This is a genomic window from Streptomyces sp. S186, from assembly GCF_051603415.1.
In the GTDB taxonomy this organism is placed as follows: domain Bacteria; phylum Actinomycetota; class Actinomycetes; order Streptomycetales; family Streptomycetaceae; genus Streptomyces.
Genome location: NZ_CP193932.1, coordinates 6,034,433 through 6,049,767, shown reverse-complemented (window position 1 = coordinate 6,049,767; position 15,335 = coordinate 6,034,433). Strand labels below are relative to the sequence as shown.

13 protein-coding genes and 1 riboswitch are annotated in these 15,335 nt (G+C 69.6%); of the genes, 2 read left to right on the top strand and 11 right to left on the bottom strand.

Annotation, left to right across the window (positions count from 1 at the left end):
• Window positions 1-59: 59 nt before the first annotated feature.
• The 6 genes from ACRAS8_RS26015 to ctaE all read right to left on the bottom strand — a co-directional run bounded on the left by ACRAS8_RS26015 (window position 60) and on the right by ctaE (window position 7,249).
• The gene (locus ACRAS8_RS26015; protein ID WP_438488421.1) at window positions 60-1,427 is read right to left on the bottom strand and encodes an aminotransferase class V-fold PLP-dependent enzyme; all 1,368 of its coding nucleotides are present in this window, start codon (window positions 1,425-1,427) and stop codon (window positions 60-62) included.
• A 219-nt stretch (window positions 1,428-1,646) separates the two neighbouring features.
• Window positions 1,647-1,764, bottom strand: a riboswitch (SAM riboswitch).
• 87 nt (window positions 1,765-1,851) lie between these two features.
• The gene (trpD, locus tag ACRAS8_RS26010) at window positions 1,852-2,916 is read right to left on the bottom strand and encodes an anthranilate phosphoribosyltransferase (RefSeq protein WP_438488420.1); all 1,065 of its coding nucleotides are present in this window, start codon (window positions 2,914-2,916) and stop codon (window positions 1,852-1,854) included.
• Window positions 2,917-3,056: 140 nt separating this feature from the next.
• Entirely contained in the window at window positions 3,057-4,694 is a 1,638-nt protein-coding gene (qcrB, locus tag ACRAS8_RS26005; protein WP_438488419.1) for a cytochrome bc1 complex cytochrome b subunit, read from the bottom strand.
• A complete protein-coding gene (gene qcrA, locus ACRAS8_RS26000; protein WP_438488418.1) occupies window positions 4,691-5,734 on the bottom strand; it encodes a cytochrome bc1 complex Rieske iron-sulfur subunit in 1,044 nt (347 codons plus the stop codon). Before qcrA ends, qcrB begins: the two co-directional genes overlap by 4 nt.
• A complete protein-coding gene (gene qcrC / locus ACRAS8_RS25995) occupies window positions 5,731-6,540 on the bottom strand; it encodes a cytochrome bc1 complex diheme cytochrome c subunit (RefSeq protein WP_438488417.1) in 810 nt (269 codons plus the stop codon). The genes qcrA and qcrC overlap by 4 nt, the downstream gene beginning before the upstream one ends.
• Before the next feature lie 88 nt (window positions 6,541-6,628).
• Window positions 6,629-7,249, bottom strand: a complete 621-nt coding sequence (gene ctaE / locus ACRAS8_RS25990) for an aa3-type cytochrome oxidase subunit III (protein WP_438488416.1) — start codon at window positions 7,247-7,249, stop codon at window positions 6,629-6,631.
• Between the two features lie 284 nt (window positions 7,250-7,533).
• Here ctaE and ACRAS8_RS25985 point away from each other — a divergent pair, with 284 nt between their 5' ends.
• Complete coding sequence (locus tag ACRAS8_RS25985) at window positions 7,534-7,947, top strand: hypothetical protein (RefSeq protein ID WP_438488415.1); 414 nt, start codon at window positions 7,534-7,536, stop codon at window positions 7,945-7,947.
• A gap of 33 nt (window positions 7,948-7,980) precedes the next feature.
• Here the strand turns inward: ACRAS8_RS25985 and ACRAS8_RS25980 are convergent, their stop codons facing one another.
• The 4 genes from ACRAS8_RS25980 to ctaC all read right to left on the bottom strand — a co-directional run bounded on the left by ACRAS8_RS25980 (window position 7,981) and on the right by ctaC (window position 12,473).
• Window positions 7,981-9,258, bottom strand: coding sequence for an Ig-like domain-containing protein (locus ACRAS8_RS25980; RefSeq protein WP_438488414.1), 1,278 nt, complete (start codon window positions 9,256-9,258; stop codon window positions 7,981-7,983).
• Between the two features lie 130 nt (window positions 9,259-9,388).
• On the bottom strand, window positions 9,389-9,787 hold the full coding sequence (locus tag ACRAS8_RS25975) for a cytochrome c oxidase subunit 4 (protein ID WP_438488413.1): 399 nt from the start codon (window positions 9,785-9,787) through the stop codon (window positions 9,389-9,391).
• Window positions 9,784-11,514 (bottom strand): aa3-type cytochrome oxidase subunit I, encoded by a 1,731-nt coding sequence (gene ctaD / locus ACRAS8_RS25970; protein ID WP_438488412.1) that lies wholly within the window; start codon window positions 11,512-11,514, stop codon window positions 9,784-9,786. The genes ACRAS8_RS25975 and ctaD overlap by 4 nt, the downstream gene beginning before the upstream one ends.
• Window positions 11,511-12,473: an aa3-type cytochrome oxidase subunit II gene (gene ctaC, locus ACRAS8_RS25965; RefSeq protein ID WP_438488411.1), complete on the bottom strand. Its 963-nt coding sequence runs from the start codon at window positions 12,471-12,473 to the stop codon at window positions 11,511-11,513. The genes ctaD and ctaC overlap by 4 nt, the downstream gene beginning before the upstream one ends.
• A gap of 294 nt (window positions 12,474-12,767) precedes the next feature.
• On the opposite strand from ctaC, the gene ACRAS8_RS25960 reads away from it, so the two are divergent.
• Complete coding sequence (locus tag ACRAS8_RS25960; RefSeq protein ID WP_438488410.1) at window positions 12,768-14,186, top strand: cysteine desulfurase/sulfurtransferase TusA family protein; 1,419 nt, start codon at window positions 12,768-12,770, stop codon at window positions 14,184-14,186.
• A 16-nt stretch (window positions 14,187-14,202) separates the two neighbouring features.
• Here ACRAS8_RS25960 and ACRAS8_RS25955 read toward each other — a convergent pair whose 3' ends face one another.
• Window positions 14,203-15,177 carry a carbohydrate kinase family protein gene (locus tag ACRAS8_RS25955; protein WP_438488409.1) on the bottom strand — a complete coding sequence of 325 codons (975 nt, stop codon included), beginning with the start codon at window positions 15,175-15,177 and terminating at the stop codon, window positions 14,203-14,205.
• Between the last annotated feature and the right edge of the window lie 158 nt (window positions 15,178-15,335).

Genomic DNA, 15,335 nt, shown 5'->3' with positions numbered 1-15,335 from the left:
CGGACCCGCAATGCGCCGCAGGCGCAACAGGCAAGCGGCAAACCCCGGCGGAACGCCGGCTACGCAGGAACGCAACGCCCGTCCTCGACCCGGTAGTTCCAGCGGGCGCCCTCCGCAACGAGCTCCCCGACCGCACGCAGGAAGCGGTCAACATGCTCGTCGGGCGTGCCGGCGCCGAAGGAAACGCGGATCGCGTTGAGGGACCGCTCCCCCGGCGCGGCCTCCGGGGCGCCGCATTCGCCCTGGGTCTGGGGGGCGGAGCCCAGCAGCGTCCGGACGAGCGGGTGGGCGCAGAACAGGCCGTCGCGGACGCCGATGCCGTACTCCGCGGAGAGCGCGGCGGCGAAGTGCGAGCTGTTCCAGCCCTCGACGACGAAGGAGAGGACGCCGACGCGCGGGGCGTCGTCGCCGAAGAGGGAGAGGATCCGGACCTGCGGAACGTCGGCCAGGCCCGTCCGGACCCGGGCGATCAGCTCCCGCTCACGGGCGACCAGGGTGTCCCAACCGGCCTCCGTGAGCGCCTTGCAGGCCGAGGCGATGGCGTAGGCGCCGATGACGTTGGGCGATCCCGCTTCGTGCCGCGCGGCGCTCTCGTGCCACTCGACGTCCACCCCGCCGTCGGTCCGCCGGGCGACCTTCCGGCTGGCGCCGCCGCCGGCCAGGTACGGCTCGGCCGCCCGGAGCCAGTCGGCGCGGCCGGCCAACACCCCGGCGCCGAACGGCGCGTACAGCTTGTGGCCGGAGAAGGCGACCCAGTCGGCGTCCAGGTCCGCGAGGTCCACGGGGTGGTGCGGGGCGAGCTGGGCGGCGTCGAGGACGATCCGGGCGCCGTGGGCGTGGGCCGCGGCGGCCAGTTCGCGCACCGGCCACAGTTCGCCGGTGACGTTGGAGGCGCCGGTGACGCAGACCAGCGCCGGCCCGTAGGGCTCGCGGGCGGACAGCGCCTTCTCCAGGGTGTCGACCGCCTGCCGCGGGGTGCGCGGGGCGTCGAGGTAGGTCACCGTCAGATCCGCGCGGTGCTCCCAGGGCAGCAGCGAGGCGTGGTGCTCGGTCTCGAAGACGAACACCCGGGTGCCCTGCGGGAGCGCGGCGGCCAGCAGGTTCAGCGAGTCGGTGGTGGAGCGAGTGAACACCACCTGGTCGTCGGCGCGGCAGCCGAGGAAGTCGGCGACGGTCCGGCGGGCGTTCTCGAAGAGGTCGGTGGAGAGCTGGGAGAGGTAGCCGGCGCCGCGGTGGACGCTGCCGTAATACGGGGCGTAGGCGGCGACGTCGTCCCAGACGCGCTGGAGGGCGGGGGCGCTGGCGGCGTAGTCCAGCGCGGCGTAGACGGCCTCGCCGCCGGTCACCAGGGGGACGAGGACGTCCCGGCCCAGAACCGGCAGCGGGGCACAGACGGAGCGGTCGGCGGCAGCAGTGGAGACAGACATGGCGAACTCCCGTGAGAAGTAAGCGAGTTCGCTGCGACGGATCTCTCCGGTACGGCATCCGAAAACGTCAACGCACGGCGGACGCGGCGTCGCAGCGTGAAAGGGAAAGAAAGGTGTGAAAGGGGAAGAGAGGAGAGGTGTGGGGAACGGGCCGTCAGGCCCTACCGCATTCGCTTCATCACGGGGGAACTCCCTCGAGGACCAGGATCCCTGGCGAGGGATCCGCGCTTGCCGCAGACCTCGCTGCCTGCGGCCTGGTCATCACCCGGGGCACCCCGCCACGGAAGGAGGGTTGCCGGACAGCGGGCCGGGGCCTGTGTCGCTGTCACTCGTGACCTGGGCTGAATCATGCCACACGATCAAGGACACGCAAGCCCCGGTCCATATCCCGGACCGGGGCGTACGTCACGTCCGCCGGCGTCCCTCAGGCGTTGCTGGCCGCCACCCAGCGGTCCAGCGTCCGCCGGGCCGCGCCCGAGTCGATCGCCTCGGCGGCCTTGCGCAGGCCGTCCCTGATCCGGTCGGTCAGCGGGGCGGCGGAGGGCTCCAGCGCGGCCAGCGCGGCGGCCGCGTTCAGCAGCACCGCCTCCCGTACCGGGCCGGTCTCGCCGTCCAGCAGCCGCCGGGCCACCTCCGCGTTGTACGACGCGTCGCCGCCGCGCAGCGCCGCCACCGGGACCAGGCCGATGCCGATGTCCCGCGGGTCGAAGGGCTCCTCATGGACCGTACCGTCGCGGACGATCCACACCCTGGAGGTGGCGGTGGTGGTCAGCTCGTCCAGGCCGTCGTCGCCGCGGAAGACGAGCGCCGAGGAGCCGCGTTCGGCGAGGACGCCGGCGAGGATCGGGGCCATCCGGGCGTCGGCGACGCCGGTGGCCTGGGCGCGGACCCGGGCCGGGTTGGTCAGCGGGCCCAGGACGTTGAAGGTCGTCCGGATGCCCAGCTGGCCGCGGGCGGCCGCCACGTGCCGCAGCGCGGGGTGGAACTTGGCGGCGAAGCAGAAGGTGATGCCGGCCTCCGCCGCGACCTCCACCACCCGCCGCGGCGACAGGTCCAGGTTGATGCCCAGCTTCTCCAGGACGTCCGTGGCGCCGCTGGCCGAGGACGCGGCGCGGCTGCCGTGCTTGACGACCTTGGCGCCGGTGCCGGCGACCACGATGGCCGACATGGTGGAGATGTTGACGGTGTTCGCGCCGTCGCCGCCGGTGCCGACGATGTCGACGCTGGGGCCGGGGACGTCGATGAGGGTGGCGTGCGCGTACATCGTGCGGACCAGGCCGGAGATCTCCGCGACCGTCTCGCCCTTGGCGCGCAGCGCGACCGCGAAGCCGGCGATCTGCGCGTCGGTGGCCTCGCCGCGCATGATGCGGTCCATGACCCAGGCGGTGTCGTCGGCGGTGAGGTCACGGCCGTCGAGGAGGGCGTTGAGTACGGCCGGCCAGGAGCGGTCCGCCACGTTGCCGCCGCCTGCCGGGGTCACGACGTTCATGGTGCACGCTCCTGGTTCGTCTCCTGCCTGTGTCGTCACCCTATCGACCCCCGGGCATGCCGGAGGGCCCCGTCCTCTTCGTGGACGGGGCCCTCTGGGTGGCGTACTACCAGCGGTGCGCGTCGCCGCGCCCGCGGGGATCAGTGGTGGCCGTGGCCGCTGGTGATCTCCTTGTACTCCTCGACGGTCGGCTTGGGGATGACGTTGTCCTCGCCGTAGTAGCTCTTGGAGAGCTTGGCGCGCAGCTTCTGCGAGCGCTTGAACTTGCGCCGGACACCGTTCTCGTCGACCTCGGGACCGAGCTCGAACGGCTCGGGCTGCTCGTGCTGGGTGAGGACGTGCAGCTGCTCCTGGTTGAGCGGCTCGTGGACCTCGATGAACTCACCGTGCGGCAGGCGCTTGATGATGCCGGACTCGCGTCCGTGCAGCACCTTGTCCTTGTCGCGGCGCTGGAGACCCAGGCAGATCCGCTTGGTGACGACGAAGGCCAGCACCGGCCCGACGAAGAACGCGATCCGGACGAACCAGGTGATCGAGTTGATCGACAGGTGGAAGTGGGTGGCCCACAGGTCGTTGCCGCCACCGATCAGCATCACGAAGTAGGCGACGAGCCAGGCCACACCGAAGCCGGTGCGGTTGGGCACGTTGCGCGGGCGGTCCAGGATGTGGTGCTCGCGCTTGTCGCCGCGGACCCAGGACTCGATGAACGGGTAGACCGCGATGGCGACCAGGACCAGCGGGAAGACCAGGATCGGGATCAGCACGCCGAAGTTGACGGTGTGGCCCCAGAAGTTCCACTCCCAGCCCGGCATGACACGCACCAGGCCCTCGGCGAAGCCCATGTACCAGTCGGGCTGCGCACCGGTGGACACCTGGTCGGGACGGTACGGGCCGATGGCCCACACGGGGTTGATGCTGGCGACCGCGGCGATCACCGAGATCACACCGAAGACCAGGAAGAAGAAGCCTCCGGCCTTGGCCATGTAGACCGGCAGCAGCGGCATGCCGACCACGTTGTTGTTGGTCTTGCCGGCACCCGGGAACTGCGTGTGCTTGTGGTAGAAGACCAGGATCAGGTGCGCCACCAGCAGGCCCAGCATGATGCCCGGCAGCAGCAGCACGTGGACCGTGAAGAACCGCGGGATGATGTCGTGACCGGGGAACTCGCCGCCGAAGATGAACATCTGCAGGTACGAGCCGACCAGCGGCATCGCCAGGATGACGCCCTCGATGAAGCGGACGCCGGTGCCGGAGAGCAGGTCGTCCGGGAGCGAGTAGCCGGTGAAGCCGGTGAACATGCCCAGGACGAACAGCAGGAAGCCGAAGAGCCAGTTGACCTCACGCGGCTTGCGGAACGCGCCGGTGAAGAACACCCGCATCATGTGGACCATCATCGCGGCCAGGAAGACCAGCGCCGCCCAGTGGTGGATCTGCCGGATCAGCAGACCGCCGCGCACGTCGAAGCTGATGTTCAGCGTCGACTCGAACGCCTGGGTCATCTTGATCCCGTGCATCGGCACGTAGGACCCGTGGTAGGTGACCTCGGCCATGCTCGGGTGGAAGAACAGCGTCAGGTAGACACCGGTCAGGATGATGATGACGAAGCTGTAGAGCGCGACCTCGCCCAGCATGAAGGACCAGTGGTCCGGGAAGATCTTGCGCATGTTGGCCTTGGCCAGGCTGTAGATGCCCAGCCGGCCGTCGGCCCAGTCGGCGATCCGCTCACCCCGTGGCGCCTGGCCACGGCGCGCAGTGGTCGCGGTTGTCTCGTTACTCATCCGCGCTCCCAGAAGCTCGGGCCGACGGGCTCCGCGAAGTCGCTGACGGCCTCGAGGTAGCCGTCCTTCACCGTGATGTGCAGCTGCGGCAGGGCGTGTCCGGCCGGACCGAAGATGACCCGACCGCCGTCGGAAAGGTCGAAGGTCGACTGGTGGCAGGGGCAGAGCACGTGGTGCGTCTGCTGCTCGTACAGGCTGATCGGGCAACCCACGTGGGTGCAGATCTTCGAGTAGGCCACGATGCCCTCGTGCGACCAGGCGAGTTCCTGCTTGTCCTTGATGTTCTGCGGCTGGATCCGCACGAGCATCAGGGCGTCCTTGGCGATCTTGTTGGCGAAGTCCTCGTCGCTCTCCTCCAGGCCCTCGGGCTTGGCGAACGTGAGGGAGCCGACCGCGATGTCCTCGGGACGCAGCGGGAGGTTCGTCGACTGGTTGACCAGGCGGACGCCCTTCTTCCAGCCGGTGGTCCGCAGCTTCTTCTCGGGCAGCGGGCCGAGGTCGCGCAGCAGGACGACGCCGGAGAGCGGCACCAGGGCCAGCGCGCCGAACATCGTGTTGCGGATCAGCTTCCGCCGGCCGAACTGCGACTCCTTGGCGCCCTGCGCGAAGTCCGCCAGGACCTTGGCCTTGACCTCGGGGGTGGCCTCGATCGGGTGCCGCTCGTCGGCGACCTCCTCGTCCGACATCAGCGTGCGGGCCCAGTGGACCGCGCCGGCGCCGATGCAGAAGAGCGCCACGCCCAGCGTCAGACCGAGCGCGAAGTTCAGGCCGCTGATGTGGCCCAGCGGAAAGACGTAGACGATCTTGTCGATCGGAATGGCCACGTACGACGCGATGAACGCGACGGTGGCGAGCATGGAGACCAGGAAGAGCAGGGCGACGGTGCGCTCGGAGCGCTTGGCGGCCCGCTCGTCGATGTCCTGGATGCGGTGCTCGTGGGGCGGCAGCCCGGGGTCGGCGAAGGGGTTGTCCGCCTTCCCCACCGCGCCCTCGTGAGCCGTCTCCCGCTCACTGGGAAGGTTTTCTTCTGTCTCACTCATGACTTCTTGGCCTTCGTAGTCCGGGCTGCGACCCAGATGGCGACCGCGACACACGCACCCAGGCCGAAGATGTAACCGAAGAGACCTTCGGTCACCGGGCCCAGACCACCGAGTTCCATACCGCCGGGGCTCGCGGTCTTGTCGCCGTTGACGGCACCGAGGTACGCGACGATGTCCTTCTTGTTCTGCGGGCTCAGCGTGCCGTCACCGAAGGAGGGCATGTTCTGCGGGCCGGTCTGCATGGCCTCGTAGATGTGCTTCGGGTTCACGCCCTCAAGCGTCGGTGCGTACTTGCCGTTGGTGAGGGCGCCGCCCTTACCGGTGAAGTTGTGGCACTGGGCGCAGTTGGTGCGGAACAGCTCGCCGCCCTTGGCGACGTCGGCGCCGTCCGCGCTGTACTGCGACTTGTCGGGCACGGACGGGCCCGCGCCCAGCGACGCGACGTAGGCCGCGAGCTGGTCGATCTGGGCGTTGTTGTAGATGTTCCGCTTCCGCGGCACCTGGGCGCCGGGCTGCTGGGCCGGCATACGGCCGGTGCCCACCTGGAAGTCGACGGCGGCGGCGCCCACGCCGACCAGGCTCGGGCCGTCGGAGGTGCCCTGACCGCCGGTGCCGTGGCAGCTTGCGCAGCCCACGGCGAAGAGCTTCTTGCCCTCCTTGATGGCAAGAGACTGGGCGGTGTCATCGGCTTGAGCCTTGTCCGCCGGCGCGAACGCGGCGTACAGCCCCCCAGTGACCGCCAGCGCGAAGAGTAGGACGACGAGCGCCGCCAGCGGATGGCGCCGTCGTGCGGAGAGCTTTTTCACGGATTACCCCGGTGTCAGGATCTTCTGCGTCGATGCTTTGGCTATGTCTGTCCGATATGCGGTTCCGGTCCGATTCCGGTCGGACCTGTTACCGAATCAGGTAGATCGTGGCGAAGAGGCCGATCCAGACGACATCGACGAAGTGCCAGTAGTAGGACACGACGATGGCCGCGGTGGCCTGCGTGTGGGTGAACCTCTTGGCCGCGTACGTCCTGCCCAGGACCAGCAGGAAGGCGATCAGGCCGCCCGTCACGTGCAGTCCGTGGAAACCGGTGGTCAGGTAGAACACCGAGCCGTAGGGGCCGGACTTGAGCGAGAGGCCCTCGTCCTTGACCAGCTCGGTGTACTCGAAGATCTGACCGCCGATGAAGATCGCACCCATGATGAAGGTGACCACGAACCACGCGCGGAGCTTCTTGACATCGCCGCGCTCGGCGGCGAAAACGCCGAGCTGACACGTCAGGGAGCTGAGCACCAGGATCGTGGTGTTGGTCGCGGAGAACGGAAGGTTCAGCGCATCGGCCGATTCCTTCCAATAAGCCTCTCCGGTCACGGATCGAAGGGTGAAGTACATCGCGAAGAGGGCCGCGAAGAACATCAGCTCGGAACTCAGCCAGATGATGGTTCCGACGCTGGTGAGGTTCGGCCGATTGACCGACGGGTGCGCGTGCCCGGTTTCTACTGTCGTTGCTGTCGCCACGACCGACATTATGTCGGTCGCTTATCCCGCCCTCACTCCGGGGGGTGCCGTTCGGTGTGTCAAGGCCATATGCCCTGCTCGTCCGGGCGGTGACGACGGTCGCCCGATGGGGGGACGCGCACACCCAGGTGCCGCCCGCGGCCCCTGGGAAGGCCGGTCCTGACGGGGCGTCGGCCGCATCCGGGGGCCGTACGGCCTCTCCTGCCGGGGCCCCGTCCGGGAGTAGCATCGCGCAACGGTTTGATCCGGGAACCGTGCCGCTACGAACGTCCCGCGACAAAGGTGGAGGAACGATGCAGGCGACTGCCACGGTGCTGGTCTACAGCGACAACGCCAACACCCGCGAGCAGGTCCGGCTGGCGGCCGGACGCCGCCCGGCCCCCGACGCCCCGCAGATCGAGATCCTGGAGTGCGCCACCGCCCCGGCCGTCCTGGAGGCCCTGGAGCAGGGCGGGATCGATGTGTGTGTGCTGGACGGCGAGACCGCGCCGGCGGGAGGTATGGGCGTCTGCCGGCAGATCAAGGACGAGGTCTTCCGGTGCCCGCCGGTGCTGCTGCTGATCGGCCGCCCGCAGGACGCCTGGCTGGCCACCTGGAGCCGCGCGGACGCCGCGGTGACCCATCCGCTGGACCCGGTGGCGTTCGCGGAGGCGCTCGCCGGGCTGCTGCGCCGCCGGGCGCTCGCCCAGGACACGGTGCCGGCCTAGGGCCTGGGCCCTCACGGGGGCGCTGAGCGGTCCTCAGACCTGGGGGCGCAGCCGGGCGTCGGCGGCGGGGTTCTGCTCCTGCTCGGCCGCGCCGGTGGTCGTGGGGGCCTTGTTGCTGAGCGCGCTGCCGGCGCGCCAGTCCTTCCAGGGCATGTTCCAGTCGCCGAAGCCGTTGTCGAACGGCGTCATGGTGGCGCCGCCGCTGTTGACCACCTTGACGATGTCGCCGACCCGCACGGTGTTGAAGAACCACTGGGCGTTGCCCGTCGACATGCCGGTGCAGCCGTGACTGACGTTGGCGGCGCCCTGGGAGCCGACCGACCAGGGGGCGGCGTGCACGTACTCGCCGCTCCAGGTGACCCGGGTCGCCCAGTAGACGGGCAGGTCGTAGGCGTCCGAACTCCCCGCGGCGATGCCGACGGTGGAGCTGCGCATCCGTACGAAGCTCTCCTTGCCGAGCACGACCTTGACGCCGTTGCGGGTGGAGAAGCCGGGTTTGCCGGTGGTGACCGGGATGGTGTTGATCGTCTTGCCGTTGCGCAGCACGGTCATCCGGTGCGCGGCGGCGTCGGTGACGGCCTCCAGCCGGTCGCCGGTGGTGAGCCGGACCGGCTTGGCCGGGCCGCCGTAGAGCCCGCCGGCGATCTTCAGGCCGTCGAGGTTGCTGTGGACGGCGACGGTGGCGTGCGCGGGCCAGTAGTCCTTGGGGCGGAAGTGCAGCTTCTTGCCGTCCACCCAGTGCCAGGCGCCCTCCACACGGGGCGAGGAGTCGACCTTCAGCGCGCTCTCGACGACGGCCCGGGCCTTCGGGTCGTTCACCGGCTTGCTGAGCTCGGCGGTGATCGGCTGGCCCACGCCGTAGACACCGCTCTCCGGGCCGAACTTGACGGTCAGCCGGTCGTCCGCGTCCTTGGTGTCGACCACCAGGGTCTTGCTGCCGGGGGTGCCGTCCTCCTCCTCGGTGCTGACCTGCACCGTGTAGCGGGTGCCGGCGGCCAGCGGCACGGTGGTGCGCCAGTGCCGGCCGTCGGCGCTCAGTTCGCCGCGGACGTGGCGGCCGGCCGCGTCGGTGGCGGTCACATCCGTGATCCGTGAGTCGTCGCCGTTGAGGGAGACCTCAAGCGGCTTGTCCGGGTCCGCCTTGTGCCTGCCGTCCGCCGGGATGTTCGCCGATATCTGGTCGGACGCGTCGTAGGGATTGGCCGAGAGCGGTTCCGACGACGAGCCCCCGCACGCGGTGGTGCTCACCGCGAGGGGCACGAGCAGAAGGCCGCAGCTCAGCACCGTCCGGGTTCGAGGTCTGTGACTCATGCCCCAAACGTACGAAGGATCCCGTTCGGCGGCGCGCTGGATGACTGCAAACGGGTCGGGCCCGGACACCTGTTGGAGTGTCCGGGCCCGCCCGTACGGCGTGTCTGCCGCGTTGTCGCGTTACCGCGTACTACTGGGTGCGGTTCTCGCCGTGGTAGTACTCGAAGACCCAGCCGAAGAGACCCACGAGGATCACCGGCAGGGAGAAGTACAGCAGCCAGAAGCCGAAGCACACGCTCATGAAGGCGAGTGCGCCACCGACGGCCAGGGAGAGCGGCTGCCAGCTGTGCGGGCTGAAGAAGCCCAGCTCACCGGCGTCGTCCGCGACCTCGGCGTCCTCGTTGTCCTGCGCGCCCGCGTCGACCCGCCGGGCCGTGAAGGCCAGGTAGTAGCCGACCATGATGCACAGGCCGAAGGCCAGGAAGAGCGCGGTGGTACCGGCCGGCTCCTTCGACCACACGCCGTAGACCACGGCCATGGCGAGGATGAAGACGCTCAGCCAGATGAACATCTTGCCCTGGATCTTCACTTGCCCGCCTCCTTGCCGCCGGCCAGCGCCTTGTCACCCTCGCGACCGTTGTGCAGCGCGTCCAGCGCGGCGATCTCGGGGTGGTGCAGATCGAACGCCGGGGATTCGGAGCGAATACGCGGCAGGGTGAGGAAGTTGTGCCGCGGCGGCGGGCAGGACGTCGCCCACTCCAGCGAGCGGCCGTAGCCCCACGGGTCGTCCACGGCGACCTTCTCGCCGTACTTGGCGGTCTTCCAGACGTTGTAGAAGAACGGCAGGATCGACAGGCCGAGCAGGAACGAGCTGATCGTGGAGATCGTGTTGAGCGTGGTGAAGCCGTCGGCGGCGAGGTAGTCGGCGTAGCGGCGGGGCATGCCCTCGGCGCCGAGCCAGTGCTGGACGAGGAACGTGCCGTGGAAGCCGATGAACAGCGTCCAGAACGTGATCTTGCCCAGCCGCTCGTCCAGCATCTTGCCGGTGAACTTCGGCCACCAGAAGTGGAAACCGGCGAACATCGCGAACACGACCGTACCGAACACCACGTAGTGGAAGTGCGCCACCACGAAGTACGAGTCCGAGATGTGGAAGTCCATCGGCGGCGACGCCAGGATCACACCGGTCAGACCACCGAAGGTGAACGTGATCAGAAAGCCGATCGCCCACAGCATCGGCGTCTCGAAGGACAGCGAGCCCTTCCACATCGTGCCGATCCAGTTGAAGAACTTCACCCCGGTCGGCACCGCGATCAGGAACGTCATGAACGAGAAGAACGGCAACAGCACGCCACCTGTGACGTACATGTGGTGCGCCCACACCGTCACCGAAAGACCGGCAATCGACACCGTCGCGGCGATCAGACCGATGTAACCGAACATCGGCTTCCGGGAGAAGACCGGAATGACCTCGGAAATGATGCCGAAGAACGGCAACGCGATGATGTACACCTCGGGATGCCCGAAGAACCAGAAAAGGTGCTGCCACAGCAGTGCGCCGCCATTGGCCGCGTCGAAGACATGGGCACCGAATTTACGGTCCGCCTCCAGGGCGAACAGCGCGGCCGCCAGCACCGGGAAGGCCAGCAGGACCAGCACACCGGTCAGCAGCACGTTCCAGGTGAAGATCGGCATCCGGAACATCGTCATGCCCGGAGCGCGCATGCAGATGATGGTGGTGATGAAGTTGACCGAACCCAGGATCGTGCCGAAGCCCGAGAAGGCCAGACCCATGATCCACATGTCGGCGCCGACGCCGGGCGACCGCACCGCGTCCGAGAGCGGCGAGTAGGCGAACCAGCCGAAGTCCGCGGCACCCTGCGGGGTGAGGAAGCCGGCGACCGCGATCAGCGAGCCGAAGAGGTAGAGCCAGTAGGCGAACATGTTCAGCCGCGGGAACGCCACGTCGGGCGCGCCGATCTGCAGCGGCATGATCCAGTTGGCGAAACCGGCGAACAGCGGCGTCGCGAACATCAGCAGCATGATCGTGCCGTGCATCGTGAACGCCTGGTTGAACTGCTCGTTCGACATGATCTGCGTACCCGGACGGGCCAGCTCGGCGCGCATGAGGAGCGCCATCAGGCCGCCGACGCAGAAGAACGCGAACGACGTGACCAGGTACATCGTGCCGATGGTCTTGTGGTCAGTGGTCGTGAGCCACTTGACGGCAGCGATGCCTGGCTGCTTCTTGCGTACGGGCGGTGCTGCCGGAGCCGTTGCCGCGGCGGCACCCTGAGGTTCGTTGAGAATGCTCACTGCTTCTTGGTCTCCGCATTCCTGGCGTGGTCAGTCTGCTTGATACCAGCCGGCAGGTATCCGGTCTGACCCTTCGCCGCCAGGTCCTTCAGGTGCTGCCGGTACTTGGCAGGCGAGACGACCTTGACGTTGAAGAGCATCCGGGAGTGGTCGACGCCGCAGAGCTCGGCGCACTTGCCCATGAAGGTGCCCTCCTTGTTGGGGGTCACCTCGAAGACGTTGGTGTGGCCCGGGATGACGTCCTGCTTCATCAGGAACGGCACCACCCAGAAGGAGTGGATGACGTCACGCGAGGTCAGCACGAACTGGACCGTCTCGCCCTTCGGCAGCCACAGCGTCGGGCCCGGGTTGCCGGTCTGCGGGTTGCGCGTGCCCGGCGTGCCGTAGTCGTAGACGCCGTCCGCACCCTGGGGCGCGGACTTCTTCCACTTGTCCGGGATCGCGGCGAGCTCCGGAGAGTTGATGTTCGTCGTCTTCGGGTTGCCGTCGACGTTCTCCAGGTAGTTGAACGCCCAGCTCCACTGGAAGCCCACGACGTTGACGACGTGGTCCGGCTTCTTGGACGTCTTGAGGAGCGCGCTCTCGTCCCGTGCGGTGAAGTAGAACAGCACCGCGATGATGATGAACGGGACGATGGTGTACAACGCCTCGATCGGCATGTTGTACCGCGTCTGGGCGGGGACCTCCACCTTGGTCCGGCTGCGGCGGTGGAAGATCACGCTCCAGATGATCAGGCCCCACACCAGCACGCCCGTTGCGAGGGCGGCGGCCCAGGAGCCCTGCCAAAGAGAGAGGATCCGCGGCGCCTCGTCGGTGACGGGCGTCGGCATGCCGAGGCGGGGGAAGTCCTTGTATGTGCAACCGGTCGAGGTTGCCAGGACCAGGCCCGCAGCAAGCACCTGCGGCAGCTTCCGCCGCATCGGGCGCCGCGACGAGCGGTCGGAGCCGTTGGGACTCACGTAGCGCCTTCCCGAGAGTCTCGCCCGAGCGGTCGGCTGCGGCCTTACTCGCTGGTCGGTCGCCGCCCTGCGTCGGGCAGGGGTTTGGATGTTTATGCGGACCAAACCCTACTGGACGCTATTTGGGGTCGCGCGGGGAGGGTGCCCAACGCGCCGCGTCGCACCCCCAAGGGGCGGCGGGGCCCTTTCGGGCCGCCCGGTCCCGGCCGCTATCGCCCGTCTGTGCCGGGCATCTGACGGCCCGCCCGGCGGCCCGTCCGGCGGCCCGGCGACCGGTGCTCTACCGTCTCGTACGTGCCCTACTTCGACGCCGCCTCCACCGCCCCGCTGCACCCCGTCGCGCGGGAGGCCCTGCTCGCCGCGCTCGACGAGGGGTGGGCCGATCCGGCCCGCCTGTACCGCGAGGGGCGGCGGGCCCGGATGCTGCTGGACGCGGCGCGGGAGGCGGCCGCCGGCGCGGTGGGGTGCCGGACCGACGAGCTGACGTTCACCCCATCGGGGACGCATGCGGTGCATTCGGGCATGTTCGGTGTGCTGGCGGCCCGTCGGCGCGCCGGGCGGCGCCTGGTGCACTCCGCCGTCGAGCACTCCTCCGTCCTGCACGCCGCCGAGGTGCACGCCGCGGCCGGCGGCACGGTGACGGAGGTGCCGGTGGACCGGACGGGCCGGGTGGCGGCCGCGGAGGTGGCCGCGGCGCTCGGCGGGGACGCGGCGCTGGTGTGCCTGCAGTCCGCCAATCACGAGGTGGGCACCGCGCAGCCGGTGGAGGAGGTGGCCGCGCGCTGCCAGGAGGCCGGGGTGCCGCTGCTGGTGGACGCGGCGCAGTCGGTGCCGTGGGGGCCGGTGCCCGGCGCCTGGTCGGTGCTGACGGCGAGCGCGCACAAGTGGGGCGGGCCGCCCGGGGTGGGGCTGCTGGTGGTCCGCAAGGGGACCCGGTTCGCGCCCCAGGGGCCGCTGGACGAACGGGAGTCGGGCCGCAGCCCGGGGTTCGGGAACCTCCCGGGGGTGGTGGCCGCGGCGGCGGCGCTGCGCGCCCTGCGGGCCGCGGCGGAGAGCGGTCCCGACGAGGCGGCGCGGCTGCGGGGGCTGGTGGATCTGATCCGGGCCCGGGTGCCGGAGCTGGTGCCGGACGTGGAGGTGGTCGGCGATCCGGTGCGCCGGCTGCCGCACCTCGTCACCTTCTCCTGTCTCTATGTCGACGGGGAGGCGCTGCTGCACGAACTGGACCGGGCCGGTTTCTCCGTTTCCTCCGGTTCGTCGTGTACGTCCAGCACGCTGACGCCGAGCCATGTGCTGCGCGCGATGGGGGTGCTGTCGGAGGGGAACGTCCGGGTCTCGCTGCCGCTCGGTACGGAGGAGGCCGACGTGGAACGGTTCCTGCGGGTGCTGCCGGAGGCGGTGCGGTCGGTGCGGGAGCGGTTCGGGGTGCCGGCGGAAGGGGCGGCGGCCGGGCCGGTCGCGGAAGCCGCGGCCCCGGAGGCGGCGGCGCCCGGGCTGGTGGTGGACGCGCTCGGCCGGCGCTGCCCGGTCCCGGTCATCGAGCTGGCGAAGGTGATCGGCGAGGTGCCGGTCGGCGGCACGGTGACGGTGCTCTCCGACGACGAGGCGGCGCGGCAGGACATCCCGGCGTGGTGCGCGATGCGGGAGCAGGAGTACGTGGGCGAGGAGCCGGCCGAGCGCGGCGCCGCGTACGTGGTGCGGCGCCGCGTCTGAGGCCGGGGCCCGCGGGTCAGAGCAGGTGCTGCCGGACCTCGGCGGCGGCCTCGTGGCCGTACGCCTTGGTGAAGCGGTCCATGAAGTGGCTGCGGTGCAGCTCGTACTCCTGGGTGCCGACGGTCTCGATGACGAGGGTGGCCAGCATGCAGCCGATCTGGGCGGCGCGCTCCAGGCCGACGCCCCAGGCCAGGCCGGCGAGGAAGCCGGCGCGGAAGGCGTCGCCGACGCCGGTCGGGTCGGCCTTGGCCTTCTCCTCCGGGACGCCGACCTCGATGTCCGGCTGACCGACCCGCTGGATGCGGACGCCGTCGGAGCCGAGGGTGGTGACGCGGGTGCCGACCTTGGTGAGGATCTCCTCGGCGGTCCAGCCGGTCTTGGACTCGATCAGCCCGGCCTCGTACTCGTTGTTGAAGAGGTAGGTGGCGCCCTCCATGAGGAGGCGGATGTTCTCGCCGTCCATCCGGGCGATCTGCTGGGAGAAGTCGGCGGCGAAGGGGATCCCGCGGGTGCGGCACTCCTCGGTGTGCCGGATCATCGCCTCGGGGTCGTCCGCGCCGATCAGGACGAGGTCCAGGCCGCCGACCCGCTCGGCCACGGCCTGCAGCTCGATCTGCCGGGCCTCGCTCATGGCGCCGGTGTAGAAGGAGCCGATCTGGTTGTGGTCGGCGTCGGTGGTGCAGACGAAGCGGGCGGTGTGCAGGACCTCGGAGATACGCACCGAGCGGGTGTCGACGCCGTGCCGGTCGAGCCAGGCGCGGTACTCCTCGAAGTCGGTGCCGGCGGCGCCGACCAGGATCGGCCGGATGCCGAGCTGGCCCATGCCGAAGCAGATGTTGGGGGCGACCCCGCCGCGGCGGACGTCGAGCTGGTCGACCAGGAAGGAGAGGGAGACCGTGTGCAGCTGGTCGGCGACCAGCTGGTCGGCGAAGCGGCCGGGGAAGGTCATCAGGTGGTCGGTGGCGATGGAGCCGGAGACTGCGATACGCACGGCGGGTCTGCTCCTGCGGAGGGCGTGGGGTTGTGCGGACGGAGGGCAACGCTACCCGGCGGCAGGCCCGGCATCTGCCCATTCCTGGACACTCGTCATAGGAAGAAAACACCTCATCATAGGGCGTTTCGCCGGCCCGGAGGGAGCGGATCTCCCGC